Origin of the sequence: Micromonospora sp. C95, from assembly GCF_018070465.1 — a bacterium.
Classification (GTDB): domain Bacteria; phylum Actinomycetota; class Actinomycetes; order Mycobacteriales; family Micromonosporaceae; genus Micromonospora.
This window is the reverse complement of record NZ_JAGPXT010000001.1, coordinates 545,147-568,485: the sequence shown is the minus strand read 5'-3', so window position 1 is coordinate 568,485 and position 23,339 is coordinate 545,147. Positions and strand designations below refer to the sequence as shown.

The window sequence follows — 23,339 nt, the reverse complement described above, 5'->3', positions numbered from 1 at the left end:
AGTCGAGATGTTCTCTAAATGAGAGTGACCGAACGTGAACGAACAGGATTTCCTCGCCGCCTACGACCCGCGCGCCTACCCGGCGGTCGCGGTCACCGTCGACGTCGTTGCCCTGACCATCCGCGACGGCGCTGCGCACCTGCTGTTGATTCGCCGGGGCGAGCAGCCGCACGCCGGCCTCTGGGCCCTTCCCGGCGGTTTCGTCCGGCCGGACGAGGATCTGGTGGCCGCCGCCCGACGCGAACTGGCCGAGGAGACCGGTCTCGACGGCGAGCCGCTCCGCCGCGTCCACGTCGAGCAGCTGGCCTCATACGGCGCGCCCGACCGCGATCCCCGGATGCGGATCGTCTCGATCGCTCATCTCGCCTTCGCCCCCGACCTGCCGGACGCGACGGCCGGCACCGACGCCGACGAGGCGGTCTGGGTGCCGGTCGCCGAGCTGACCAACCGGCAACTCGCCTTCGACCATGGCCAGATCGTCGCCGACGGGTTGGAGCGGGCGCGCGCCAAACTGGAATACACCCCGCTGGCCACCCGCTTCCTCGCACCCGAGTTCACCATCGGGGAGCTGCGGGCCGTCTACGAGACGGTCTGGGGGCACCAGCTGCACGCCGGCAACTTCCACCGCAAGGTGCTCTCGGTGCCGGGCTTCGTGGAGAGCACCGGCGCCAGCACCGAACGCGGCGGTACCCGGGGCGGCCCGAGGGCCCGGCTCTACCGGGCCGGCGACGCGCGGCTGCTGCACCCGGCGCTGCTGCGCCCGGCGCGCGAGGAGACGGTGCGATGACCACCGACGAGGCGATCCGCCTGGTGACCACCGCCCGTGACGACGATGAGCTGTTCGGTGGCGACGCGCCGGAGCGGCGCTACCGGGAACTCGTCGGTGCCCTGCACCCGGACCGGCTCGGTTGGGCCGGTCCGGGGATCCGAGATGCCGCCACCGCCGCCTTCCTCCGGGTCACCAACCGCTGGCGGGCCCGGCGAGCCACCGTGTTGCACGGTTACCGGTGCGGGCGGCCCGCGTACTCCGGCGACCTCGCCGACCTGTACGACGTCGGTGCGGACCGGCTGCTCAAGTTGCCACGCGACGCGGCCGACAACGACCTGATGGTCCGCGAGCAACGCGCCCTGCGCACGCTCGCCGAACGGGGTGACCCGCGCTGGCTGCCGTACGTGCCCCGGCTGGTGGACAGCTTCACCCACCGCGACGCCGACACCGGCGCGGAACGCCGGATCACCGTGCTCGGCACCGCGCCCGGGCTGCACAGCCTGGTCGAGGTGCGGCGCGCCTATCCGGACGGGCTGGACGCCCGGGACGTGGCGTGGATGTGGCGTCGGCTCCTGGTCGCCCTCGGCCTGGCGCACCGGGCGGGCCTGGTGCACGGTGCGGTGCTGCCAACGCACGTGCTCATCGACCCCGATGCCCACGGCGTGGTGCTCGTCGACTGGTGCTTCTCCACCCCGCTCGGTGGCAGGGTGCCGGCGATGGTGCCCGACCACGACACGTGGTACCCGCCCGAGGTGCCCGACCGTGGCCCGTGCGGGCCCGGCACCGACATCTTCATGGCCACCCGATGCATGACCTGGCTGCTGAACCGCGACGCCCCACGCCAGCTGCTCGACTTCGCCAAGGGCTGCCGGCAACGGTTCCTGCGGTCCCGCCCCGACGACGCCTGGCTGCTGCTGCGCGAACTGGACGAGGTGCTGCACCGGCTCTACGGGCCGCGAACCTTCCGCCCCTTCACCCTCAACCCCTAAGGAGGCTGCCATGGGCAGCGGAGCATGGTCCACCGATGTGTACGACGCCGCCGACCGCTACCGCCGGGCCACCGGCACCAGCGCCTTCTCCTACAGCGACAGCGGAGCCCGGGTGGTGCACCCGGCGCTGGACCCGCGCGGCGCGGTACGGGAGAGCCGGGACAGCGCGGAGCACCCCCGGTCCACCCCCGTCGCGGTCCTGTTCGACGTGACCGGCTCGATGGGGCACGTGCCCCGCGTGCTCCAGGCCAAGCTGCCGCAGTTGCTGGGCCTGCTGCTGCGCCAGGGCTACGCCCGCGACCCGCAGATCATGTTCGGCGCGATCGGGGACGCCACCTGTGATCGGGTGCCGTTGCAGGTGGGGCAGTTCGAGTCCGACAACCGGATGGACGACGACCTCGGCCGGATCGTGCTGGAGGGCGGCGGTGGTGGCCAGATGCGGGAGTCGTACGAGCTGGCGCTGTACTTCATGGCCCGGCGCACGATCACCGACAGCTGGGAGAAGCGCGGCCGGCGCGGCTACCTGTTCGTGATCGGCGACGAGCTGGCGTACCCGCAGGTGAAGGCCGGCGAGGTGAGTCGGCTCGTCGCGGACGACCTGCGCGAGGACGTGCCGGTGCGGCAGATCGTCGACGAGGTCACCCGCAAGTGGGATACCTACTACCTGCTGCCCGCCGGCAGCCACTACTCGGGCAACCGCCGGGTGCTCGACTTCTGGCGCGACCTGCTCGGCCAGCGTGCCCTGGAGCTGGACGACCTGGCCGCGGTCTGCGAGACCATCGCACTCACCGTCGGTCTCGGCGAACAGGCCATCGACCTCGAACAGGGTCTGCGGGACCTGGACCGGGCCGGCTCGTCCGCCACCGGCACGGTGTCGAAGGCGCTGGCCCGGTTGGACGGGAGAGCCCGGGCCGAGGTGTCGAAGCTGCCGACCGGCCGGACCACCGGTCGCGGAGTGGTCCGGCTGTGACCCGGGCGGCGGCGGGTGTGGTCCCGGGCGGCACGGTGGCCGGCGGTACGGCCGGGCCGGGCCGGTGGTCGATCAGCGGGCCGGCGGCGAGGGGGCCGCACGGCCAGCACGTGATCGTGGTCGACCTCGGGTACGGCGACGCGGGCAAGGGCACGGTCGTGGACTGGCTCTGCGCGACCCGGCCGGTGCGGACGGTGGTGCGGTTCAACGGGGGTGCGCAGGCGGCACACAACGTCGTGCTGCGCGACGGCCGGCACCACACGTTCGCCCAGTTCGGGGCCGGCACCTTCCGTCCCGGGGTGCGGACCCACCTGTCCCGGCACGTGGTGGTGGACCCGCTGGCGCTGGCCGCCGAGGCGGACCACCTCGCCGTCGTCGGGGTGCCCGACGCGCTCGACCGGCTGACCGTGGACGGGGAGGCGCTGCTGGCCACCCCGTACCACCGGGCCGCCAACCGGGCCCGCGAGCTGGCCCGTGGAGCCGACCGGCACGGTTCCTGCGGGCTGGGGGTGGGCGAGGCCGTCGCGTACGGTCTCGCCCACCCCGACCAGGCACCCCGGGTGGCGGACTGCCGTAGCCCGGAGCTGCTGCGCCGCCGGCTGACCGCGCTGCGGGACCGGCTCAGCGCCGAACTCGGCCCGCTGGACGCCCCGCCGGTCGCCGACTGTCTGCCCGCGTACCGGGCCTTCGCCGACCGGGTGGCGATCGTCGACCGGAGCTGGCTCGGCGCGGAGCTGCGCGCCGGCACCTGCGTGTTCGAGGGCGCGCAGGGGGTGCTGCTGGACGAGTGGCACGGCTTCCACCCGTACACGACGTGGAGCACCACCACCGCCACCAACGCCGAGGCGCTGCTGGCCGAGGCGGGGCTGGCCGGATCGGCAACCCGGCTGGGGGTGCTGCGCACGGTCACCACCCGACACGGGCCGGGCCCGCTGGTGACCGAGGATCCGGCGCTCGGGTTGACCGATCCGCACAACCCGACGAACCCGTGGCAGGGCCGTTTCCGGTTCGGCCACTTCGACGCCGTCGCCCACGCGTACGCCCTGGCGGTGGCCGGTGGGGTCGACGGCCTGGCGCTTACCCACCTGGATCTCGTCGGTCACGGTTTCGACCTGCGGATCTGCCACCGCTACGCCGACTCGGCCGAGCTGGTGCCCGGCCCAGCCGGCGACCTCAACCGGCAGGCGGCGCTCACCACCCGCCTGCTGCGGGCCAGACCGGTGTACGACGCACCGCCGCCGGTCGACTGGCCCACGGCGGTGGAGCAGGCGCTTGGCGTGCCCGTCGTGCTCACCTCCCACGGCCCGACCGCCGAGGACAAGCGGGTGCGGACGGTTCAGCTCGACGCCGCTCGCGCCGAGCGCGGCACGATTACCCGGTCGACGGTGGGTGGAAGGCCCCATTAGCGGTGATCCGTCCGTCCCGCCCCGGTGTCGTCGCCCGGCGGCGAGCATGTATTCATGGAGGCCGCGCTCGACCTGCTTCGGCACACGCTCACCTCGCCGTGGGTGTATCTCCTGCTGTTCGGGCTCACCGCGATCGACGCGGTCTTCCCGCTGGTGCCGGCCGAGGCGGCGGTCATCACCGTCACCGTCCTCGCCACCGGCGGCGAGCCGAATCTGGTGGTGGTGATCGTGGTGACCATGCTGGGTGCCGTGCTCGGCGACCACGTCTCCTACGCCATCGGGCGCGGCGGCGGCTCGGGTCGTCTGGATCGTTCGCCGGAGGACAGCCGACGTCGGGCCGGATCGCAGTGGGCGCGGCGGGCGGTGTGCCGGCACGGCGGCGTCATCCTGACCTCCGCCCGATACCTGCCCGGCGGGCGGACGGCGGTCACCCTGACCATGGGGGCGGTGCGCTACCCACTGCGTCCGTTTCTGCTCTACGACCTGATCGGTGCCGGCACGTGGGCGCTCTACTTGGTGCTGCTCGGCCTCGTCGGCGGGCTGGCCTTCGAGCGGGAGCCGATCTACGGGATCCTGGCCGGCATCGGCCTGTCGATCGCGGTGACGCTGCTGGTGCAGCTGGCCCGCAGGCTGCGCCGCCGCGCCCACCACCGTGCCGCACGGCGCTGAGGCCCGGCCGGTCACGCCTCGGGCGGATGCCAGGTCAGGCCGCGCAGCAGTTGCCCGGCGCCGAGCCAGGCGACGTTCATCATCTGCGTGGCGGTCTTCTCCGGGTCGGCCTCCGGATGGTCGGCCAGCCAGTCGGCAAGTGACTCGCTCGCACCGACAAGCGCGTACGCGACGACCTCCAGCTCGGTGTCGGCCACCTCGCGCCCCTCGGCGCGCAGCGCGTGGTCGAGCATCCCGGCGACCACCTCCACCAGCCGGGCCCGCATCACGGTCAGCTCACCCGCGAAGGGCTGCTCGGCGCGGGCCTGCCGGTAGAGCACCGCCCAGCCGTCCCGGTGCGCGCCGACGAAGCCGAGGAACGCCCGTAGCCCACGCCAGAGTCGCTCGTCGGCGGGCAGGTCGGGGGCGGCGGCACCGGCGATCGCCTCCATCATCCGGGTGCCCTCACGGTGCAGGCAGGCGACGAAGAGTTCCTCCTTGGTGCCCAGGTACGCGTACACCATGGGCTTGGAGATGCCCGCCACCTCGGCGATCTCGTCCATGCTGGCACCGTGGTAGCCGCGTCGGGAGAAGATCCGCACCGCAGAGTCGAGCATCTGCTGCTGCCGTACGGCGCGCGGGAGGCGTTTGAACGCGGGACCGGTGGGCACCTTGCGAGCATACCTACCCGTGCGTAAGGTTACGCACGAGTAGCCACTGTCCGAGAGGTGCTTTCCCATGACTGACTTCGACCCGGCCAACTTCGCCAACGTCGGCCCGAAGGAGTTCGCCCAGCTCGTCAAGAACACCCCGGAGAGCAAGCTGGCCGAGGTGATGTCGGGTGACCTGCGGGGCAAGATCCTCGGCGAGGTCTTCGGGCGGATGCCGCAGATGTTCCGCGCCGACCGGGCCGGCAACACCAACGCGGTCATCCACTGGAACATCACCGGCGCCCCGGACGGCGGCACCGACACCTACGAGGTGGTCATCGCCGACGGCACCTGCACGGTCAACGAGACCCCGCAGCACGACCCCCGGCTGAGCCTGACCCTGGGCCCGGTCGAGTTCCTGAAGATCGTCTCCGGCAGCGCCAACCCGGTCATGATGTTCATGACCGGCAAGCTCAAGGCAAAGGGCGACCTGGGCCTGGCCGCCAACATCGCGAACCTCTTCGACATCCCCAAGGCCTGACATGGTCGAGTTCTCGCTCGACCTGAACGAGGAACAGCGGGATCTACGGGACTGGGTGCACGGCTTCGCCAGCGAGGTCGTGCGCCCGGCCGCGGCCGAGTGGGACGACCGCGAGGAAACCCCCTGGCCGGTCATTCAGGAGGCGGCGAAGGTCGGGCTCTACGGTTTCGAGTTCCTCGCCACCTGCTGGGCCGACCCCACCGGGCTGTCGCTGCCGATCGCCAGCGAGGAACTGTTCTGGGGCGATGCCGGCATCGGGCTGAGCATCTTCGGCACCTCGCTCGCGGTCGCCGCCATCTACGGCGCGGGCACCCCGGACCAACTCGTCGAATGGGTGCCGCAGTGCTTCGGCGACACCGACTCCCCGGCCGTCGCCGCCTTCTGCTCCTCCGAGCCGGAGGCCGGTTCCGACGTCGCCGCCATGCGTACCCGGGCGACCTACGACGAGGCCACCGACGAGTGGGTGCTGCGCGGGCAGAAGGCGTACGCCACCAACGGCGGGATCGCCGGAGTGCACGTGGTGACCGCCTCGATCGAGCCGGAACTGGGCTCGCGGGGACAGGCCGCGTTCGTCGTACCGCCCGGCACCGCCGGACTCAGCAGCACCCGCAAGCTGCGCAAGCTCGGCCTGCGCGCCTCGCACACGGCCGACGTCTTCCTCGACGACGTCCGGGTACCGGGTCGGTGCCTGCTCGGCGGCAAGGAGGCGCTTGAGGAACGCCTGGCCCGCGCCCGCACCGGGCAACGCGCCTCCGGCCAGGCCGCCATGCGTACGTTCGAGCTGTCCCGCCCCACCGTCGGCGCGCAGGCGCTCGGCGTGGCCCGGGCCGCGTACGAGTACGCCCTGGACTACGCGAAGGAGCGGTTCCAGTTCGGGCGGCCGATCATCACCAACCAGGCGGTCGCCTTCACGCTGGCCGACATGCGGATGGAGATCGACGCCGCCCGGCTGCTGGTCTGGCGGGCCTCCTGGATGGGCCGGAACAACCGGCCGTTCACCGCCGGTGAGGGCTCGATGTCCAAGCTCAAGGCCGGCGAGGTAGCCGTCTCGGTGACCGAGAAGGCGGTCCAGCTGCTCGGTGGCGCCGGCTTCCTGCGGGACCACCCGGTCGAGCGCTGGTACCGGGACGCCAAGATCTACACCATCTTCGAGGGCACCTCGGAGATCCAGCGGCTGGTCATCTCCCGGGCGATCTCCGGGATGCAGATCCGCTGACATGGATCTGCCGTTCATCGTCGGCACGCTGACCCGGCGGGGCCTGCTCGCCCCGGGCCGCCCGATCCGCGTCGCTTCCCAGCTCAGCGCGCTGCGCAAGTGGGGTTGGAGCCTCGCCGGCGAACTGCGCCAGGCGGCGGCCCGGGACCCGGGCCGGGTCGCCGTCATCGACGAGCAGGGCACCGAACTGACGTACGCCGAGCTGCTCGACCGGTCCATGCGGCTCGCCCGCGCGCTGCGTGCCGCACTCGGCGTCCAGGCCGGCGACCGGGTCGCCGTGCTCTGCCGCAACCACCCGGGCCTGATCGAGACCGTCGTCGCCGCCACGCTGCTGGGCGCCGACGCCGTACTGGTCAACACCGGGCTCTCGCCGGCGCAGCTGGCCACCGTGGCGCAGGAGCAGCGGCTGCGGGTCCTGGTGCACGACGACGAGTTCACCGAACGGGCCCTCGGGCTGCCGGCGGACCTGCACCGCCTCGACGAGCAGGCCCGCAACGAACTGATCGACACCGCCCTGCCCGGTGACCTTCACCCGCCCGAGCGGGACGGCCGGATCATCGTGCTCACCTCCGGCACCACCGGTGCGCCCAGGGGCGCCCGCCGACCCACCCCGAACGGCTTCGGCCCGTTGGTGTCCATCATCGACCGGATCCCGCTGCACGTGCGGGACCGGGTGCTGATCGCCGCCCCGATCTTCCACACCTGGGGGTACGCGGCCCTCCAGGTCTGCTTCGCCCTGCGGGCCACCATCGTGCTGCACCGACGCTTCGACCCGGCCGCCACCCTGGACGCCCTGGTTCGGCACCGCTGCCAGGCACTGTTCGCGGTGCCGGTGATGCTGCAACGGCTGATGGAGCTGCCGGCGCCGGAGCACCGACCGCCGCTGAAGGTGGTCGCGGTGAGCGGCTCGGCGCTGCCCGGCGGGCTGCCGGCGGCGTTCATGGACACCTACGGCGACGTGCTCTACAACCTGTACGGCTCGACCGAGGCGTCCTGGGCCTCCATCGCCACCCCCGTCGACCTGCGCCGGGCACCCACCACCGCGGGCAGACCGCCGCACGGGACCCGGCTGGAGATCGTCGACGACGACGGCAAGCCGGTGCCCGGCGGCCGGGTCGGGCGGATCCTGGTCGGCAACGAGATGCTCTTCGAGGGCTACACCTCGGGTACCGACCGGGATCGGCACGACGGCCTGCTGGACACCGGCGACCTGGGCCGGGTCAACGCCGACGGACTGCTCTTCGTGGACGGCCGCGCCGACGACATGATCGTCTCCGGCGGCGAGAACGTCTTCCCCGCCGAGGTGGAACAGCTGCTCACCCAACTCCCCCAGGTGCGCGAGGCCGCCGTCATCGGCGTACCCGACCCCGACTACGGCCAGCGGCTCGCCGCCTTCCTCGCCCTGCGCCCCGGCGAGACCCTCGACGCCGATGCGGTCCGCGAGTACGTCCGGCACTACCTGGCCCGCTTCTCCGTGCCCCGCGACGTCGTCTTCGTCAGGTACCTGCCCCGCAACGCCACCGGCAAGGTGCTCACCCGCGAACTACGCCGCTACTACGCCTGACCGCCGCCAGCAGAACGCCGAGCCCTCAGCTGCCGACGGTTGCTGGTGGATCGAGTCGGTGGGTTCACGGGTAGAGGGTCAGACCAGGTGTGCGGGCAATGGTCACGAGCTGGTCCAGTGTCAGCAGCGGCTCGTCCGCGGTCAGCGTCGTCTCGACCTGGTTACCGATTACCTCGTGGTGCAGGTTGTTCGTCATGATCTGCACCGAGGTCCCGTCTGGCCTGCTCAGCAGCGCCCAAAGCTGCCGGCCGTCAGCCATGAACTCGTTCACCCGAACCACTGCCGTCGCGCCGTCCGGGTAGTCCTTGGATTCGCAGCTGAGCTCGTCCGGACCGCCGCTGCAGAGTTCGGCCATGGCCTCGTCGGTGCCGGTTGGGAACACCCGCAGCTGAAAGAAGCCGGAGTCACCGTCGGCGCGCCGGATCGAGCCATCGACCGTGTACCACCGGTAGCTGGGGTGGTACACGAACTGGGGCTCGGTGCAGGTTGGCTGCGCCGGCTCCAGGCGTACGCCCGGCGGCAGCGCACTGCCCAGCATCGCGCGGAACACGCCGGTCAGCCGGACCACCGCCTCCTCGGGCGACTCGGTAGGACGGGCACGGACGGTGTCGTGCGACTGTGTCGGTGGTTGCGGGCCAGTAGGCTTCGGGCTCACACCTGTGCAGAGCGCGGGTGCCGAGCCCGTAGGCAAGCCCGGCGGGGCTGCGAAGCCGACCGGACCGGAAGCGGCCCCATGGCGGGCCAGCAGGTTCGGCATCACCAGGACGGCGGCGGCAACAGCAGCGGTTGCGGTGGCCGCAATTGTCCAGCTCCGGTGACGCCTACGGTGAACCTCGGCCTCAATCAACCGGTCCACCGAGATCCTGCTCGGTGGCGGCGCGACCACGGCAGAGCGCATCTGTCGGGACAACTCATCCATGCGTGGGTACCTCCTTGTCGCCGACAAGCCGCCCGCGCAGGGTCTCGATGGCCCGGGCAGCCTGGCTCTTCACTGTTCCGGTGGTACAGCCGAGTTCTTGGGCGGTCTCCTCCACCGAGAGGTCGCAGAAGTAGCGGAGCACCAGGACCGCCCGGCGACGCGGCGGCAACTCGGCGAGTAGGGCGAGGATGGCCAGCCGGTCCGCAGTACCCTCGACGGCCGGGATGACCGCCCGGTCGGGTACCTCGGACCAGGAGGTTTCCCGACGCCATGGCCGGCGGCGTTCGTCCAGCCAGACCCGCAGCAGGGTACGCCGCACGTACGCGTCGGGATTGTCCATCGCGGACACCCGTCGCCAGTGCCGCAGCAGCTTGACCAACGCCGTCGACACCAGGTCGTCGGCGGTGTGCCAGTCACCGCACAGCAGGTACGCGGTACGCCGCAGCGGATCCAGCCGCGCCGCGACGTACTCGCGGTAACCCTCGTAGTCCACCGGCAACCCGGTCACCTCCTCGCCTCACCACTCAAACGGAGGGCGTCAGGTGTGGGGTTGCCCGCCAATCGAATCGGCCCGATCACTGGTGGCGCGCTCCTGACGAGCATCGAACCCCGCCCCAACAGCTATGTCCTCGGGGTAGCGCAGGGAGCCCCCGCCCACTTTCGTGCTCAGCGGTCGGTGACGCGGCCGATGGCGGCGGCGACGCCGCTGACCCGGTCGGCGAGCAGGCCGAGCGCGCCCACCGCCCGGTCGACCGGGTCGTCGCCGGAGCCGCCGAGCGCCCGCGAGCGCTGGAAGGCATCCTTCACCTCGGCCCAGCGGGCGGCCTGCTCCGGCGTGAGCCGGCCGCGCAGCTCGGCGAGCTTGAGCAGGTTGGCCTCCGCCCCGGCCGCCAGGGTCTGCGCCTCACCCAGGTAGTGATCGTCGATCACCGCCTCCAGCTCCTCGTCGGTGAGCACCGGTACGATCCGCTCGGCCAGCTTGTTCATGTTCCGGTAGGACCCTTGGAGCTGGAACGGCGGTTCGGTGCGGGCGTCGTCGGACTGGGCCGCCGAGGCGATGTACGCCTGGTTGTTGGCAAGCACCACCTGCTGCACCCGCAGCAGCTTGCGCAGCACCGAGACGACCTGCTCCAGCTCGACCGGCTGGTACGGGTGCGACAGCTGGTCGGCGCGGACCGTGTCGTCGCCCCGGGCCATCCGCACCAGCAGCTCCAGGTCCGCCCGGTCCCGCCCGGACAGCGGCGCCAGCACCGGGTTCGCGGTGAGCGCGTTCTCGACATAGCTGAGCGCGAAGACCTCCTCGCGGCCAGAGAGCACGTCGCCGAGGTTCCACACGTCGGCCCGGTTGGCGAGCATGTCCGGGACCCGGAACCGCTTCCCCGACTCGGTGTACGGGTTGCCCGCCATGCACACCGCGAACCGCTTGCCGCGCAGGTCGTACGTGCGGGTCCGGCCCTCCCAGACACCCTCCATCCGGCGCTGGCCGTCGCAGAGCGAGATGAACTTCTGCAACAGCTCCGGGTTGGTGTGCTGGATGTCGTCCAGGTAGAGCAGCACGTTGTTGCCCAGCTCCAGGGCGAAGGAGATCTTCTCGACCTCCTGCCGGGCGGTGGCGTCGGGCGCCTCCGCCGGGTCCAGCGAGGTGACCTTGGTGCCCAGGGCCGGCCCGTTGACCTTGACGAAGACCAGGCCGAGCCGGCTGGCCACGTACTCCATCAGGGTGGTCTTGCCGTAGCCGGGCGGTGAGATCAGCAACAGCAGGCCGGACTGGTCGACCCGCTTGCCGTCGCCGGTCGCGCCGAGCTGCCGGGCCAGGTTGTCGCCGATCAGCGGCAGGTACACCTCGTCGAGCAGCCGGTTGCGGACGAAGGCGTTCATCACCTTCGGCCGGTACTCCTCCAGCCGCAGTCGCTCCCGCTCGACCTCCACCAGCGCGTTGCGTCGCCGCTGGTAGTCCCGGTACGCCGGGACCAGGTCGGTGCGGAAGCTGCGGGTCCGGGCCAGCGTCTCGTCCAGCCGTACGTCGAGAGTGGAGCCGTCGATGCGCGGGTACGCGCCGAGCAGGCCGGCGACCGTCTCGGTCATCGTCGCCGCGCTGTCCTCGCGGGCCAGGTCGGGGCCGCACAGCTCGACGGCGACCGCCTCCGGCAGGTCGTAACCGGACAGAGCACCGTCGTCGGTGGCCAGGAAGGCGGTCAGCCACGCCTCGACGAGCTGGTACCGGCCGGCCAGGTCGTCACCGAGCGCCCGCAGGTCGTCGTCGAACTCGCGGGAGGAACGGGACTGCGAGCCGCCGAGCGCCCGGCGGAACCGGTCCAGCAGGGCGCGCGCCCCGCCGCCGGTGACGAAGCGCACCGGCGGGGCAGCGAGTTCGGCGAACAGGTACTCGCCAGCGAGCGCGGTGCCAGCGGGCGGCAACGGCAGTCCGGTGTCGCGCAGGAACACCTCGATCGCCTCGGCGAGCTGGGCGCAGAGCAGATCGGCGGCGTCCGCACCGTCGGGGCGACCGAACCGCGCCCGGGCCCGGGCCAGCGAGGCGGCACGCGCCGTCCAGGTCGACCGGGCCGGCTCGTCGGTGCCGTACCGCCAGAAGAGTTGGGCGGCGGCGCGATCGGCCGGCGGGTAACGCAACAGCCCCGCACTCGCGTGCAGGCGTAGCAGCACCCGCAGGATCTCGGCCGCGTCGTGGTCGTGCACGCCGCGCTCGTAGCCCTCGTCGTAGCGGGTCTCGGCGATCCGCCGGACCAGCTCCCGCAACCCGTCGGCGTCCACCGCCGCCGCGTGCAACTCGTCCAGGCCGGGGCCGTCGCGGCCGGCCTCGGCGGCGGCCAGGATCGAGGTGGCCAGGTACTCGGCCCGGTACACCTGCGCCGACTCGGAGACCAGCAGCTGGTCCCAGAACCGTCGGGTCCGCTGGAACTCCTCGTCGCGTACCGGGGCGCGGTAGTCGGTGCCGGTCACCGCCACCACCATCCGGCCCTCGGCCGGCACCACCGCCACGTCGATCGGTTGGGTGTTCACCGCGAAGCGGTGCCGGCCCAGCCGGATCGTCTCGCCGCCGTCGGCGTACAGGTCGAGCCGGTCGCGCAGGCCGCGCCCGGCCTCCTGGCGGGCGGCCCGGACCCGGCCGTCCAGCTCCTCGGCCCGCACGGCGTCGCCGAGGGTACGCAGTTCCTCGACCACCGCGCGCAGCTTGTCCACCATCGGATCGGCCGCGAAGTAGGTGTTGATGTCGTCGAGCGAGCCGAGGGTGCCGGCCCGCCGGTGCACGCTCACCAGGATCCGTTCGGCGGAGGCGACGAGCCGGTCGGCGCGCCGGGCCCGCTCGTCCAGCAGCGCCTGCTTACGGGACGAGAACGCCTCGTAGATGTCGGTACGCCGGGTGGCCAGTTCGGCGAGGAAGTCGTCGAACTCGCCGAACCGGGACTCCAGCTCCTCCACCCGCAGCAGCAGGCGACCGAGCTGCTCGTCGCACCGCTCGGCAGTGTCCGCCGCCGCCAGCGCACCGGTGACCGCCTGCCCGAGTAGGGCGAACTCGGCAGCGAAGCCGGCCCGGCCCTCCGCGGCGGCCAGTTCCCGGCGGCGCTTGTCCAGCACCGCGCGGGCCCGGTTGACCGCGCCCAGCACCTCGCCGACGCGGCCCAGGATGGCGGTGCGGACCGTCGCGTCGGCGATGTCCAACCCGCCGACCACGTCGGTGATGGTCTGCAGGCCGTCGGTACGCGCGGTCAGCTCGTCGCGGACGGTGCCCGCCTCGGCCACCGTGCCGATCTCACCGGCCTTGGTGGCGAGCCGCGCCACCTCCTGCTGGTAACCGGTGAACGCCTCGTCGCGGCGCAGGAACTCCACCGCCCGGCGGCCGGCCGCCGCCAGCTCCTCGTCGAGTCGAGCGGCCAACTCGTCGATCCGGGCGTGGTCGACGTAGCGCAGCTCGCGCAGCGTCTCCAGGTGTCCCCGGGCGCGGCGCAGGCCGCCCAACTGGGTGACCCAGTCGTCGGCGGTCAGCGGCGCCTCGCCGCGGGCCCGACGGGCCAGCGAGGCGATCTGCTCGGCGCTGTCGTCAAGTTCGGCGCGGGCCCGCTCGGTGAGCGTCCGGACCTTCTCGTGCTCCTCCAGCACGGCGGCGGCGGTGCGGCGCAGGCCGGTCAGCGGGGTGGCCAGGTCACCGAGTTCGTCCTCGCCGAGCCAGTGGTAGTGGTCGGCGATCCGGGCGCAGGCGGCGATAAGTGCCTCGTAGACCCCGGCGGTGGCGGTGCCGTCGACCATCCGGGCCGCCGACAGGCAGTCCGAGATGCCGCGTACCAGGTCGGCGTTGCCGATCCGCTCCAGCGGTCCGGTGCCGGCCGGCTGCGCCGCCGCGTACGCGTCCGAGACATACGGCGTCTGCCAGACCTGCATCGGGTGCACCCGGGTCGGCTCCTCGGACACCGCCCGGAACACCACGAGCGTGCCGTCGTCGAACAGCGAGAAGCCGTGGCACGGGATCGGCGCGGCCACCTCCTTGCGGATCGCGTTGTACGGCAGCAGCAGGCTTCGGCCGTCGGCGCGGGCGTGGAAGACGTAGAGCACGTCCTCGCCGTTGGGCGAGCGCACCACTCGCTCGAACTCCAGCTCCGACACGTCGGTGTCGAAGGTCCTGGTGACCCCGGTGACCAGGTGGTAGCCGCCCGGGAAGATGATGCCGTGGTCCTCCGGGAGCCGTTGGCAGGCGACGCCGATGCCGTCGAGCCGGACCACCTCCCGGGTGAGCGTGTTGAACACCAGGTGCCGCCACTGCGTCTCCTTGTACGGCCGCAGCCGCAACAGGATCAGCGGCCCCACCCGGGCCCAGTGCACGTCGGCGTCGGCAAGGCTCTGCAACGGCTCGTCCACCGGCTCGCTGTAGACGCCCTCGCCGACCTCGGTGTTGTTCTCCACCTTCACGGTCAGCGTGCCGCCGACCGTCTCCACGAAGACCTGACCGTCGATCGAGATGTGCGGGTGCCGGCCGAGTACGTGGTCCTCGCGGGTCGTCTCGGTCCACTCGAAGTCGTGCGACGGCGGGAAGACGTGGTCACGCTCGCCCCGGCTGTCCAGGTACTCGGGTACCCCGTCGACGCCGACCCGCCACCGCAGCACCCGGATGTCCTCGGTGCGCGGACCGGTCTGGAACACCGCCAGCAGCCGGCCGTCGACCCGACGCAGCTGCAGCAGGCGGGCCTGCCGGTAGTAGCGGTACAGCTCGCCGAAGTCGCGGACGAACTGCGGGTCGCGCAGCAGGCCGGGCAGCTCGTCGTGGCCCGCCTCGTCGAACCGGAACCCGGCCATTTCCGGGCCGGCCGCGTCCGGCCCGGAGCCGCCGGATTCCCTCGTGAACCGGTGCAGCGAGAAGACGTCGTCGACACTGGTCTCCGGCTTCAACCCGATGAAGACGTTGTAGCCGAACAGCATCAGCCCGCCCACCGAAACGATGTCCCGGGGTACGCAGTTGTGCTCCGTGCGGATCCGCTCGGTGCTCAGCAGCCGCAGCTCGGTGCTGCCGAAGACCTCCAGCCGCCGGGCGTTGAGCGCCTCCGCCCGCCGAGCCAGTTCGGTCGCCTGGGTGCCGAGCCGCCGCCGCAGCACCTCGTAGCTGCCATCGTCCAGTCCCGGCCCGGTCGGGTCCGGGGCAGCCGGAGCCGGTCCGGCGTCGCCGGGCGTACGCCCGACAGCGGCCGGACCGGCGGTCGGCTCACTCACCGGCGCGCTGCCGTGGGCCGGCCAGGGCGGCGACCGGGGTCTCCGCCACGCCGAGGCGCTGCGCGACCTTCAGCAGCTCCTGAAGCTTGCCCTTGTCGCCGCCGCCGGAGCGCATCTGCTGCATCAGGAACGCCGACAAGGTGAGGTTCTGCACGTCGGCGCTGTCGACCGAGCCGACCATGCGGGCCAGGTCGTCGGTGAAGCTGGCGCTGCCGTCCAGCCACGGCTGGGCGAGGTTCTTCGCCACGTCCGAGTGGGCCACGAAACCGTCCACGCTCTTGCCGTACGAGATGGAGCTGAGCAGCCGGTCGAAGAAGATGCTGTCCCCACCGACGATGTCGATGTTCGCCTTCTCCAGGCCGGTGGCGACCAGCTTGGCCTGCGCCTCGGCGACCTGACGCTGGGTGTCCAGCCCGGCCAGCCGGACCTCCTTCTCCAACTCCAGGCGCAGCCGGTACTCCTCGTGCTCCCGGGTCGCGTCGTCGAGCGCGGCCATCGCGGCGGCCTTCTCGGTGAGACCTTCCGCCTCGCCCTTCAGCTTCTCGCGCACCGCCTCGGCGGCGGCCACGGCCTTCTCCCGCTCGACGGCGGCCTCGGCGCGCCCGACCTTCTCGATCGCCTCGGCGCTGCGCTCCTGGACCTGCACGTCGGCCAAACCAGCCGCCGCCGCCTCGGCCTGGACGCCTTCGGCCAGCCGGATCTTCGCCCGGGTGTCCAGCTCGGCGGCCTGCTGCCGGGCCTCGGCCAGCACCAGTTCCTCGCGAGCCCGGTGCTTCGCCGCCGCCTCCGCGGCCTCCGCCGCCTTGATGTCCTTGACCAGGTTCTCCTGCGCCTCGGCCTCCGCCTGGATGACGAGCGCCTGCCGGGTCCGCTCGGCCTCCTCGACCACCCGCAGCCGCTTGATGTTCTCCTCCTGCTCGGCCACGGTCTTCTCCACCGCGATCCGCTCCCGGATCACCTCGGCGATGGCCCGCTTCTCGGCCTCGACCTCCTTGTCCTTGGCGATCGTGCTCAGCTCGGTCTCCCGGTCCCGGCCGATGACCTCCAGCAGGCGGTCCTTCTCGATCCGCTCGGTCTCGATGGCGATGACCCGCTCGCGGTTCTTCTCGGCGACCGCGATCTCCCGGGCCCGATTCTCGTGCTGGACGCCCAACTGCTCGTCGGTACGGATGTTCGCGGTCTCCGCCCGCAGCCGCTCCTCTGCGCGTACCCGGGTGACCTCGGCCTCCTCGCGGGCCCGTACCGTCTCGATCTCGCGGCGCTGCTTGGCCTCGGCGTCCGCCTGCCGGCGCTCCAGTTCCAGGATCGCCTCCCGCGCGTCGACGTTCTGCCGGGTGATCTCCTTCTCCTCGCTGCGGCGGAACTCGTTCGTCCGCACGTGCTCCAGCGCGGTCAGCTCGGTGATCTTCCGGATGCCCTGGGCGTCGAGGATGTTCTTCGGGTCGAGCTGCGCCATCGGCGTCTGCTCCAGGAAGTCGATCGCCGCGTCCTCCAGGCTGTAGCCGTTGAGGTCGGTGCCGATCACCCGGATGATCTGATCGCGGAACTCGTCGCGTTTGGTGTAGAGGTCGACGAAGTCGAGCTGCTTGCCGACCGTCTTGAGCGCCTCGGAGAACTTCGCGTTGAACAGCTCCTGGAGGGTTTCCCGGTCGCTGGCCCGCGCGGTGCCGATCGCCTGCGCCACCTTGATGACGTCCTCGACGGTCTTGTTGACCCGGACGAAGAAGGTGATCCGGATGTCGGCCCGGATGTTGTCGCGGCAGATCAGACCCTCGTTGCCGGTCCGTTCGATGTCGATCGTCTTGACCGAGATGTCCATGGTCTCGGCCTTGTGCAGGACCGGCAGCACGACCGCGCCGGTGAAGGTCACGTCGACCCGCCGCACCTTGGACACGATCAGGGCCTTGCCCTGCTCGACCTTGCGGAACAGCCGGCTGACCATGAACACCACGCCGAGCGCGACGAGCAGGACGACGGCGAGGAGTACGCCTATACCGGTGGTGATGACATCCATGGCTGGGCGCGCGTGCGATGGCGACCGGCCGGGAAGGCCGGACGGGACGCCGCGCATCCTCCTTTCGGGGCGGCTCAGGGGCAGCGTGGGGCGGGCCGGCCGAAGGGGGTTGACCGGCTGCGCTCGGCGGGTTGGTGGTGAACTATTCGGGGACGTGTCTCAGCGGGTCGAAGGCGGGTCCGGCGGGCATCACCCAGAAGAACTCGCCGTCGGTGTCGTAGTCGTAGATCAACGCGGAACTGCCGGCCGGCATCCGTTCGTCGCCCGGTTGCCGGATCTGCACCACCGCCGACGAACCGTCGGCCGCGGTCACCTCGGCCTGACCGAAGTCGGCGGTGACCGTGCCGGTGCGTACGACGCAGAGGCGACCGACGAAGGCGTGCCGGGTGGCGTCCGTCTCGGTCGGGAAAAGCCGGCTCAACGGCACCGCGATCAGGCGGGTCACCAGCCAGGCGCAGGCCGCGGCGGCCAGCAGGACACCGACCGAGACGGCGATCCGGGTGCCGGAGCCGAGGCCGAGGCCGTCCAGCAGGGCGGTGCCGGCCAGGCTGACGAACCAGGCCACCGCCACGAGCAGGGAGAAGATCACGGCACTGGGCACGCCGCCCAGCCCGAGACCGGCCAGCACGGTGCCGGGTACGCCGTCGACGTCGAGGTCGTCGCCGAGATCCAGCACGCCGGTCAACACCAGCAGCCAGTAACCGACGACGACCACCAGGAGGAAGCTGAACAGCACGGTCGGAAAGCTGAGCGCCGCGCCGAGAAAGCCGGTCACCGCGTCCTCCTTCCCCGTCCCGGTGGCCCCTGTCCGGCCACCGGCACGATGATCGTGACATGGGATGTCAACGCCCGACGGTGGCCGATCGGCCGGTCCAGCCGGCCTGAACGGTCGCTCAACCGAGATTGGCCTCGATGAGGGCGTCCATCGTCGACGACCGGGTCTCGACGTCCGGTGCCGTCACCGCCAGGAACCAGCAGCGCCCGTCCGGTGCCCAGGCCGACAGGTACGCCGTCGACGTCGCCGGCTCATCCGTGGCCATCACCTCGGCGCGGGTCGTCACGTCCACCTCGCGCGGTGTGCCGGGCAGGCCCAGCGGAGCCTCGAAGTCGAACACCGCGACCACCCGGGAGACCGGACCGGATCCCTCGTACGCCGACCGGGTGCCGGCCGGCACCACCTCCGGCCGAGCCATCCGCAGCACCGCGTCGGTGGCGTCGACCGGCCGCAGATCGGGCGGCAGGCCCCGTAGCTCGGGTGCGACCGGGCTGGCGGGTGGCCCGGCAAGGGGCGGCGAAGATTCGTCGTGCCGTGCGGTCGCGGCCATGAACACCGCCAACCCGACGACCGCGCACGAGGCGAGCGCGGCGGCAGCGGCCCGCAGCTTGCGGCGACGGCGCAGGCGGGCCCGCACGGCCGGTAGCGGGTCCGGCGCGGGCGGCCCGGAGTCGGCGCTCCACACCCCGCGCAGCGCGTCGCGGATGTCGGTCATCCCGCCGCCTCCATTTCCGGGCGTACCCGGGCGGTCGGCAATCCGGCCCGCACGATGCCGAGGGCGCGATGACGCAGCGATCGGACGGTCCCCGGGCGACGTCCGATCGCCGCCGCGATCGACTCGTCATCCAGGTCGTCCAGATAGGTCATGACCAGTACCACCCGCTGCAACGGGGCGAGCCCGGCGAGCAGCCGGCGCAGTTGACCGTCGGCCACCTGATCGACCTGGTCGGCACCCACCGGCGTTCGCGCGGCCGCAACCGACCGGACCCAACGGGCGATCGTCCGCAGCCGACCCACGTGCAGCCGGACCATGGTGACCTTCGCGGACGCGAGTGGACCGCCGCCGGCCAGCGGGCCGTGCCACGCCGTGGCCATCCGTACGTAGGTCTGCTGGAGGAGTTCCTCGGCCTGGCCCGGATCGGCGGTGACGGCGCGGGCGTACCGACGCAGCGCCGGTGCGGATTCGCGTACGAACGTCTCGAACTCGTCGGCGTCCATCCCACCTCCCTCACCGGTTAGAGACGCCGCCACCGGTGCGTCCAGTTGCAGTGTCGGCCGTTGGTTTTCACCAACGGACGGGACGCATCACGGCAGCGCGGCCAACGAGCACCCGCAGCACCGGCTAGGCAGACCAGCAGTGTCCCTTCTCAACCTGCGCCAACACCCGCCCATCAGGCGGGAAGGGTGATCCGGCCGTCGACCGCGGCGGCGGCGATGTCCCGGCGGTAGTGCGATCCGGGCAGCTCGATCCCGCGTACCACCTGGTAGGCGGCCTCCCGGGCGGCGGCCAGGTCCGGGCCGGTGGCCGTACCACAGAGGACCCGGCCGCCGGCGGACAGCAGGGCGCCGTCGGCGGCCCGGCGGGCGGTACCCGCGTGGATCACGCCGGGCTGCTCGCCGCCGTTGATCACGTCGCCGGTACGCGGCCCCGCCGGATAACCCTCGGCGGCGACCACCACGGTCACCGCGGCGCCGGTACGCCAGCGCAGCGGCGGATGGTCGGCAAGGGTGCCGGTGGCGGCGGCGTGCAGTAGCCCACCCAGCGGCGTCTCCAGCAGCGCGAGCACCACCTGGGTCTCGGGGTCACCGAAGCGGGCGTTGAACTCGATCACCCGGGGACCGTCGGCGGTGATCGCCAACCCGACGTAGAGCAGGCCGGAGAAGGGCGTGCCCCGGCGGCGCATCTCAGTGAGCGTCGGGTGCACCACGTCCCGCATGACCTCGTCCACCAGATCCGCCGGCGCCCACGGCAGCGGCGCGTACGCCCCCATGCCGCCGGTGTTCGGGCCGCTGTCGCCGTCACCGACCCGCTTGAAGTCCTGCGCCGGCAGCAGCGGCACCGCGGTCTCGCCGTCGGTGACCACGAACAGCGACACCTCGGGGCCGGCGAGGTACTCCTCGATCACCACGCGACCGCACTCGCGGGCGTGCGCCTCGGCTGCGGCGCGCTCGTCGGTGACCACCACGCCCTTGCCGGCGGCGAGCCCGTCGTTCTTGACCACGTACGGCGGGTCGAACCGGTCCAGGGCAGCAGCCGTGCTCGCCTCGTCGGTGCACGGGTAGGCCCGTGCGGTGGGAACACCGGCGGCCGTCATCACCTCCTTGGCGAAGGTCTTGGAGCCCTCCAGGCGGGCCGCCTCGGCCGACGGCCCGAAGACCGCGATGCCCTTGGCCCGAACCGCGTCGGCGACCCCGGCGACAAGTGGCGCCTCCGGCCCGATCACGACCAGGTCCGCGCCCACCTCGACGGCGAGCCCCGCCACCGCCACCGGATCGACCGGATCGACGGCCCGCAACTCCGCCACCGCCGCGATCCCCGGATTACCCGGTGCCGCAATCAGCGCCTCAACGGATGAATCATCGGCCAACCCCAGGGCGAGCGCATGCTCCCGCCCTCCACCACCAAGAAGAAGAACCCGCACGCCGAGTCATCCTACCGACCCACCCCGACAGCGCGTTGATCATGAAGTTATTGCTGCCGACACGCCGATTCTCGGACAACAACTTCATGATCGGCCGCGCTCGGCGGCAATCTGCATGGCTTGGCGGACCGTCCAGGGGATGTACTCGGCCTGGAGGGTGTCGGCCCAGGTGAAGCGGAGAACGGCCCAGCCGGCGTTGAGCAGTCGGTTCTGCCTGCGGCGGTCTGTGAAGACAGCGGCGGGTGCGCTGTGCGAGCTCTTCCCGTCAGCCTCCGCGATGATTCGGTATCGCCGCCAACCCAGATCACCTATGGCGAGCAGATAGCCATCGTGGTCTCGTACCTCCATCTGGAGGACGTCGGGCGGGACCTTTCCGTCAACGCACCGCAACCGGGTGCGCGTCTCCAGCGGAGACTGTGCCCGGCAGTCCGCCTCGGTGAGGTAACCACGGGCCGCTACCGCTCCGCGCCGTCCCCGGATGAGGCGATTGATGGCGGGCAGATTTTCATCCTGGACCAATCCCTGGTTGAGCGCGGAGTCGACGAGGCACACCGCCGGATAGCGGGGCAACCTCAGGATGAGATCCGCGACTGTTCGTACCGGCTCGGTGACGGCGATCCCGGCGACCTCAACGAGTTGTGTCGGCTCGATCGCGAGTTGGTGCAGCGTCACCCGCGGATCGTTCGGTCTCATCGGCCGCGCGGCGATGCCCGGAACCGACACGTGGATCTCTTCTGACCGCTGGACGCCTGCGATGCCGTACAGCTCGGCGGCCGTCGCCAGCACCGCAACGGCACTGGGGCCGAATGACGCTACCGCCGCCCGGATCCGCGCCCGGCGCGGCACCCCGTCGTGCAGATCCGCATCCACCAGGTAGACACCTCTGGCCACCGTGCGCCATCGGCCGGCGCGGCAGAGCCGATGCACCTCGTGCACTGTCAGCCCGGCGGCACGGGCCTGAGCCAACGTGACCACCGAGTCCTGTGTGGCCGCCACCCGTCGGACCACCGTCAACGCATCCACCCGGCCGACTGTCCCGGGCTACGAAGATCGACTAAACCCCCTGTGGAAAACCCAGCCCATACCTGTGGATAACCCCTCTGCCTGACCCGTTGATCATGAAGTTATTGCTCCCGACACGCCGCACCGGTGACAACAACTTCATGATCAACGCGGAGGTATCGGGGTGGTACCCGGCGAGGTGCGGGGGGTTAGGGGAGGAGGGGGTGGCGGGTTACGTTTTCTTCGCGGCCGGGGCCTACGCCTACTACGCTTACGCGGGTTCCGCAGAGTTGCTCGATGCGGGCGAGGTAGCGCTTGGCGTTGTCGGGGAGGTCGTCCTCGGTTCTCGCCTTGGTGATGTCTTCCCACCAGCCCGGGTGCTCTTCGTAGATCGGGACGGCGTGGTGGAAGTCGGTCTGGGTCATCGGCATGTCGTCGACCCGCTTGCCGTTGATCTCGTAGCCGACGCAGATCGGCACCGTGGGCAGGCCGGTGAGCACGTCCAGCTTGGTGATCACCAGATCGGTTACCCCGTTGACGCGGCAGGCGTACCGGGCGACGACCGCGTCGAACCAGCCGCAGCGGCGTTCCCGACCGGTGGTGGTGCCGTACTCGTGGCCGACCTTGCGCAGGTGCTGGCCGTTGTCGTCGAACAACTCGGTGGGGAAGGGTCCGGAACCGACCCGGGTGGTGTACGCCTTGCTCACCGCGATCACCTTCGTGATCGCGGTCGGTGGGATGCCGGTGCCCACGCACGCCCCGCCGGCCGTCGGATTGGACGAGGTGACGAAGGGATAGGTGCCGTGGTCCATGTCGAGCATGGTGGCCTGGGCACCCTCCAGCAGGACGGTGTCGCCACGGTCCAGCGCGTCCCAGAGCATCGCCCGGGTCTCCGCGATGTACGGCCGCAGCCGCTCCGCGTACTCGAGGTATTCCTCGATGGTGGCGTCGACGTCGATCGCCTTGCGGTTGTAGACCTTGAACAGCACCTGGTTCTTCTCGCGCAACGCGAGTTCCAGCTTCTTGCGCAGGATGCCCGGGTCCAGCAGGTCCTGCACCCGGATGCCCATCCGGGCCACCTTGTCGCCGTACGCGGGACCGATGCCCCGGCCGGTGGTGCCGATCCGCGAGCTGCCCAGGTACCGCTCCACCACCCGGTCGAGCGCCCGGTGGTGCGGCATGATCAGGTGCGCGTCGCCGGAGATCCGCAGCCGGGACACGTCGACGCCCCGCTCGGCCAGGCCGTCGATCTCGCTGAGCAGCACCTTGGGGTCGACCACCACGCCGTTGCCGATGACGATCACGGCGTTCGGGGAGAGTGCGCCCGACGGCATCAGGTGCAGGGCGTACTTCTGCCCGTCCGGGGTGATCACCGTGTGACCGGCGTTGTTGCCGCCGGAGAAGCGGACGACGTAGTCGACCCGCCCACCCAGCTGGTCGGTAACCTTGCCCTTGCCCTCGTCGCCCCACTGGGCGCCGAGGAGCACGATCGCTGGCATCTTCTCGCCTCCAGAAG

The 23,339-nt window shown here is 71.5% G+C and carries 19 protein-coding genes and 1 pseudogene; 8 read left to right on the top strand and 12 right to left on the bottom strand.

Translation table 11 applies throughout. The features are described from left to right. Nucleotides 1-34: 34 nt before the first annotated feature. The 5 genes from KBX00_RS02595 to KBX00_RS02575 all read left to right on the top strand — a co-directional run bounded on the left by KBX00_RS02595 (nucleotide 35) and on the right by KBX00_RS02575 (nucleotide 4,803). On the top strand, nucleotides 35-787 hold the full coding sequence (locus KBX00_RS02595; protein ID WP_210822751.1) for an NUDIX domain-containing protein: 753 nt from the start codon (nucleotides 35-37) through the stop codon (nucleotides 785-787). Further along, entirely contained in the window at nucleotides 784-1,758 is a 975-nt protein-coding gene (locus KBX00_RS02590) for a serine/threonine protein kinase (RefSeq protein ID WP_210822749.1), read from the top strand. Before KBX00_RS02595 ends, KBX00_RS02590 begins: the two co-directional genes overlap by 4 nt. Before the next feature lie 10 nt (nucleotides 1,759-1,768). Beyond that, nucleotides 1,769-2,728, top strand: coding sequence for a hypothetical protein (locus tag KBX00_RS02585; RefSeq protein ID WP_210822747.1), 960 nt, complete (start codon nucleotides 1,769-1,771; stop codon nucleotides 2,726-2,728). Nucleotides 2,729-2,841: 113 nt separating this feature from the next. Beyond that, entirely contained in the window at nucleotides 2,842-4,134 is a 1,293-nt protein-coding gene (locus tag KBX00_RS02580) for an adenylosuccinate synthetase (protein ID WP_210822885.1), read from the top strand. 54 nt (nucleotides 4,135-4,188) lie between these two features. Further along, a complete protein-coding gene (locus tag KBX00_RS02575) occupies nucleotides 4,189-4,803 on the top strand; it encodes a DedA family protein (RefSeq protein ID WP_210822745.1) in 615 nt (204 codons plus the stop codon). A gap of 11 nt (nucleotides 4,804-4,814) precedes the next feature. On the opposite strand, the gene KBX00_RS02570 is transcribed toward KBX00_RS02575, so the two are convergent. Then, nucleotides 4,815-5,399, bottom strand: coding sequence for a TetR/AcrR family transcriptional regulator (locus KBX00_RS02570; RefSeq protein ID WP_301547244.1), 585 nt, complete (start codon nucleotides 5,397-5,399; stop codon nucleotides 4,815-4,817). Between the two features lie 121 nt (nucleotides 5,400-5,520). Here KBX00_RS02570 and KBX00_RS02565 point away from each other — a divergent pair, with 121 nt between their 5' ends. Genes KBX00_RS02565 through KBX00_RS02555 form a run of 3 tightly spaced genes read left to right on the top strand, consistent with a single transcriptional unit; the run spans nucleotide 5,521 to nucleotide 8,753 of the window. After that, nucleotides 5,521-5,973, top strand: coding sequence for an SCP2 sterol-binding domain-containing protein (locus KBX00_RS02565; RefSeq protein ID WP_210822741.1), 453 nt, complete (start codon nucleotides 5,521-5,523; stop codon nucleotides 5,971-5,973). A 1-nt stretch (nucleotide 5,974) separates the two neighbouring features. Beyond that, nucleotides 5,975-7,189: an acyl-CoA dehydrogenase family protein gene (locus tag KBX00_RS02560; RefSeq protein WP_210822739.1), complete on the top strand. Its 1,215-nt coding sequence runs from the start codon at nucleotides 5,975-5,977 to the stop codon at nucleotides 7,187-7,189. A 1-nt stretch (nucleotide 7,190) separates the two neighbouring features. Next, the gene (locus KBX00_RS02555) at nucleotides 7,191-8,753 is read left to right on the top strand and encodes an AMP-binding protein (protein WP_210822737.1); all 1,563 of its coding nucleotides are present in this window, start codon (nucleotides 7,191-7,193) and stop codon (nucleotides 8,751-8,753) included. Nucleotides 8,754-8,817: 64 nt separating this feature from the next. Here the strand turns inward: KBX00_RS02555 and KBX00_RS02550 are convergent, their stop codons facing one another. The 11 genes and pseudogenes from KBX00_RS02550 to KBX00_RS02505 form a co-directional block, all read right to left on the bottom strand. Next, nucleotides 8,818-9,321, bottom strand: a complete 504-nt coding sequence (locus KBX00_RS02550; RefSeq protein WP_210822735.1) for a hypothetical protein — start codon at nucleotides 9,319-9,321, stop codon at nucleotides 8,818-8,820. 343 nt (nucleotides 9,322-9,664) lie between these two features. Then, nucleotides 9,665-10,171, bottom strand: a complete 507-nt coding sequence (locus tag KBX00_RS02545; protein WP_210822883.1) for a SigE family RNA polymerase sigma factor — start codon at nucleotides 10,169-10,171, stop codon at nucleotides 9,665-9,667. A 167-nt stretch (nucleotides 10,172-10,338) separates the two neighbouring features. Then, the gene (locus KBX00_RS02540) at nucleotides 10,339-15,390 is read right to left on the bottom strand and encodes a DNA repair ATPase (RefSeq protein ID WP_307867963.1); all 5,052 of its coding nucleotides are present in this window, start codon (nucleotides 15,388-15,390) and stop codon (nucleotides 10,339-10,341) included. Further along, nucleotides 15,383-17,404: a flotillin family protein gene (locus KBX00_RS02535; RefSeq protein WP_210822733.1), complete on the bottom strand. Its 2,022-nt coding sequence runs from the start codon at nucleotides 17,402-17,404 to the stop codon at nucleotides 15,383-15,385. The genes KBX00_RS02540 and KBX00_RS02535 overlap by 8 nt, the downstream gene beginning before the upstream one ends. A gap of 142 nt (nucleotides 17,405-17,546) precedes the next feature. Beyond that, nucleotides 17,547-18,179 carry a hypothetical protein gene (locus KBX00_RS02530; RefSeq protein ID WP_210822731.1) on the bottom strand — a complete coding sequence of 211 codons (633 nt, stop codon included), beginning with the start codon at nucleotides 18,177-18,179 and terminating at the stop codon, nucleotides 17,547-17,549. Nucleotides 18,180-18,297: 118 nt separating this feature from the next. Further along, complete coding sequence (locus tag KBX00_RS02525; protein WP_210822729.1) at nucleotides 18,298-18,894, bottom strand: hypothetical protein; 597 nt, start codon at nucleotides 18,892-18,894, stop codon at nucleotides 18,298-18,300. Next, entirely contained in the window at nucleotides 18,891-19,397 is a 507-nt protein-coding gene (locus KBX00_RS02520) for an RNA polymerase sigma factor (protein WP_210822727.1), read from the bottom strand. The genes KBX00_RS02525 and KBX00_RS02520 overlap by 4 nt, the downstream gene beginning before the upstream one ends. A 173-nt stretch (nucleotides 19,398-19,570) precedes the next feature. Then, nucleotides 19,571-20,821 (bottom strand): phosphoribosylamine--glycine ligase, encoded by a 1,251-nt coding sequence (gene purD / locus KBX00_RS02515; protein WP_210822725.1) that lies wholly within the window; start codon nucleotides 20,819-20,821, stop codon nucleotides 19,571-19,573. 84 nt (nucleotides 20,822-20,905) lie between these two features. Next, nucleotides 20,906-21,607: a hypothetical protein gene (locus tag KBX00_RS02510; protein WP_374225237.1), complete on the bottom strand. Its 702-nt coding sequence runs from the start codon at nucleotides 21,605-21,607 to the stop codon at nucleotides 20,906-20,908. 93 nt (nucleotides 21,608-21,700) lie between these two features. Then, nucleotides 21,701-21,817: pseudogene (locus KBX00_RS29035) on the bottom strand (type IV toxin-antitoxin system AbiEi family antitoxin domain-containing protein); the annotation flags it as partial. A 215-nt stretch (nucleotides 21,818-22,032) separates the two neighbouring features. Next, nucleotides 22,033-23,322: an adenylosuccinate synthase gene (locus tag KBX00_RS02505; RefSeq protein ID WP_210822721.1), complete on the bottom strand. Its 1,290-nt coding sequence runs from the start codon at nucleotides 23,320-23,322 to the stop codon at nucleotides 22,033-22,035. Nucleotides 23,323-23,339 lie beyond the last annotated feature (17 nt).

Bases quoted from the DNA above. Each gene is read 5' to 3' on its own strand.
- KBX00_RS02590 (WP_210822749.1), top strand. From the start codon at position 784: ATGACCACCGACGAGGCGATCCGCCTGGTGACCACCGCCCGTGACGAC.
- KBX00_RS02585 (WP_210822747.1), top strand. From the start codon at position 1,769: ATGGGCAGCGGAGCATGGTCCACCGATGTGTACGACGCCGCCGACCGC.
- KBX00_RS02575 (WP_210822745.1), top strand. From the start codon at position 4,189: ATGGAGGCCGCGCTCGACCTGCTTCGGCACACGCTCACCTCGCCGTGG.
- KBX00_RS02570 (WP_301547244.1), bottom strand. From the start codon at position 5,399: ATGCTCGACTCTGCGGTGCGGATCTTCTCCCGACGCGGCTACCACGGT.
- KBX00_RS02565 (WP_210822741.1), top strand. From the start codon at position 5,521: ATGACTGACTTCGACCCGGCCAACTTCGCCAACGTCGGCCCGAAGGAG.
- KBX00_RS02560 (WP_210822739.1), top strand. From the start codon at position 5,975: ATGGTCGAGTTCTCGCTCGACCTGAACGAGGAACAGCGGGATCTACGG.
- KBX00_RS02555 (WP_210822737.1), top strand. From the start codon at position 7,191: ATGGATCTGCCGTTCATCGTCGGCACGCTGACCCGGCGGGGCCTGCTC.
- KBX00_RS02535 (WP_210822733.1), bottom strand. From the start codon at position 17,404: ATGGATGTCATCACCACCGGTATAGGCGTACTCCTCGCCGTCGTCCTG.
- KBX00_RS02525 (WP_210822729.1), bottom strand. From the start codon at position 18,894: ATGACCGACATCCGCGACGCGCTGCGCGGGGTGTGGAGCGCCGACTCC.
- KBX00_RS02520 (WP_210822727.1), bottom strand. From the start codon at position 19,397: ATGGACGCCGACGAGTTCGAGACGTTCGTACGCGAATCCGCACCGGCG.
- KBX00_RS02505 (WP_210822721.1), bottom strand. From the start codon at position 23,322: ATGCCAGCGATCGTGCTCCTCGGCGCCCAGTGGGGCGACGAGGGCAAG.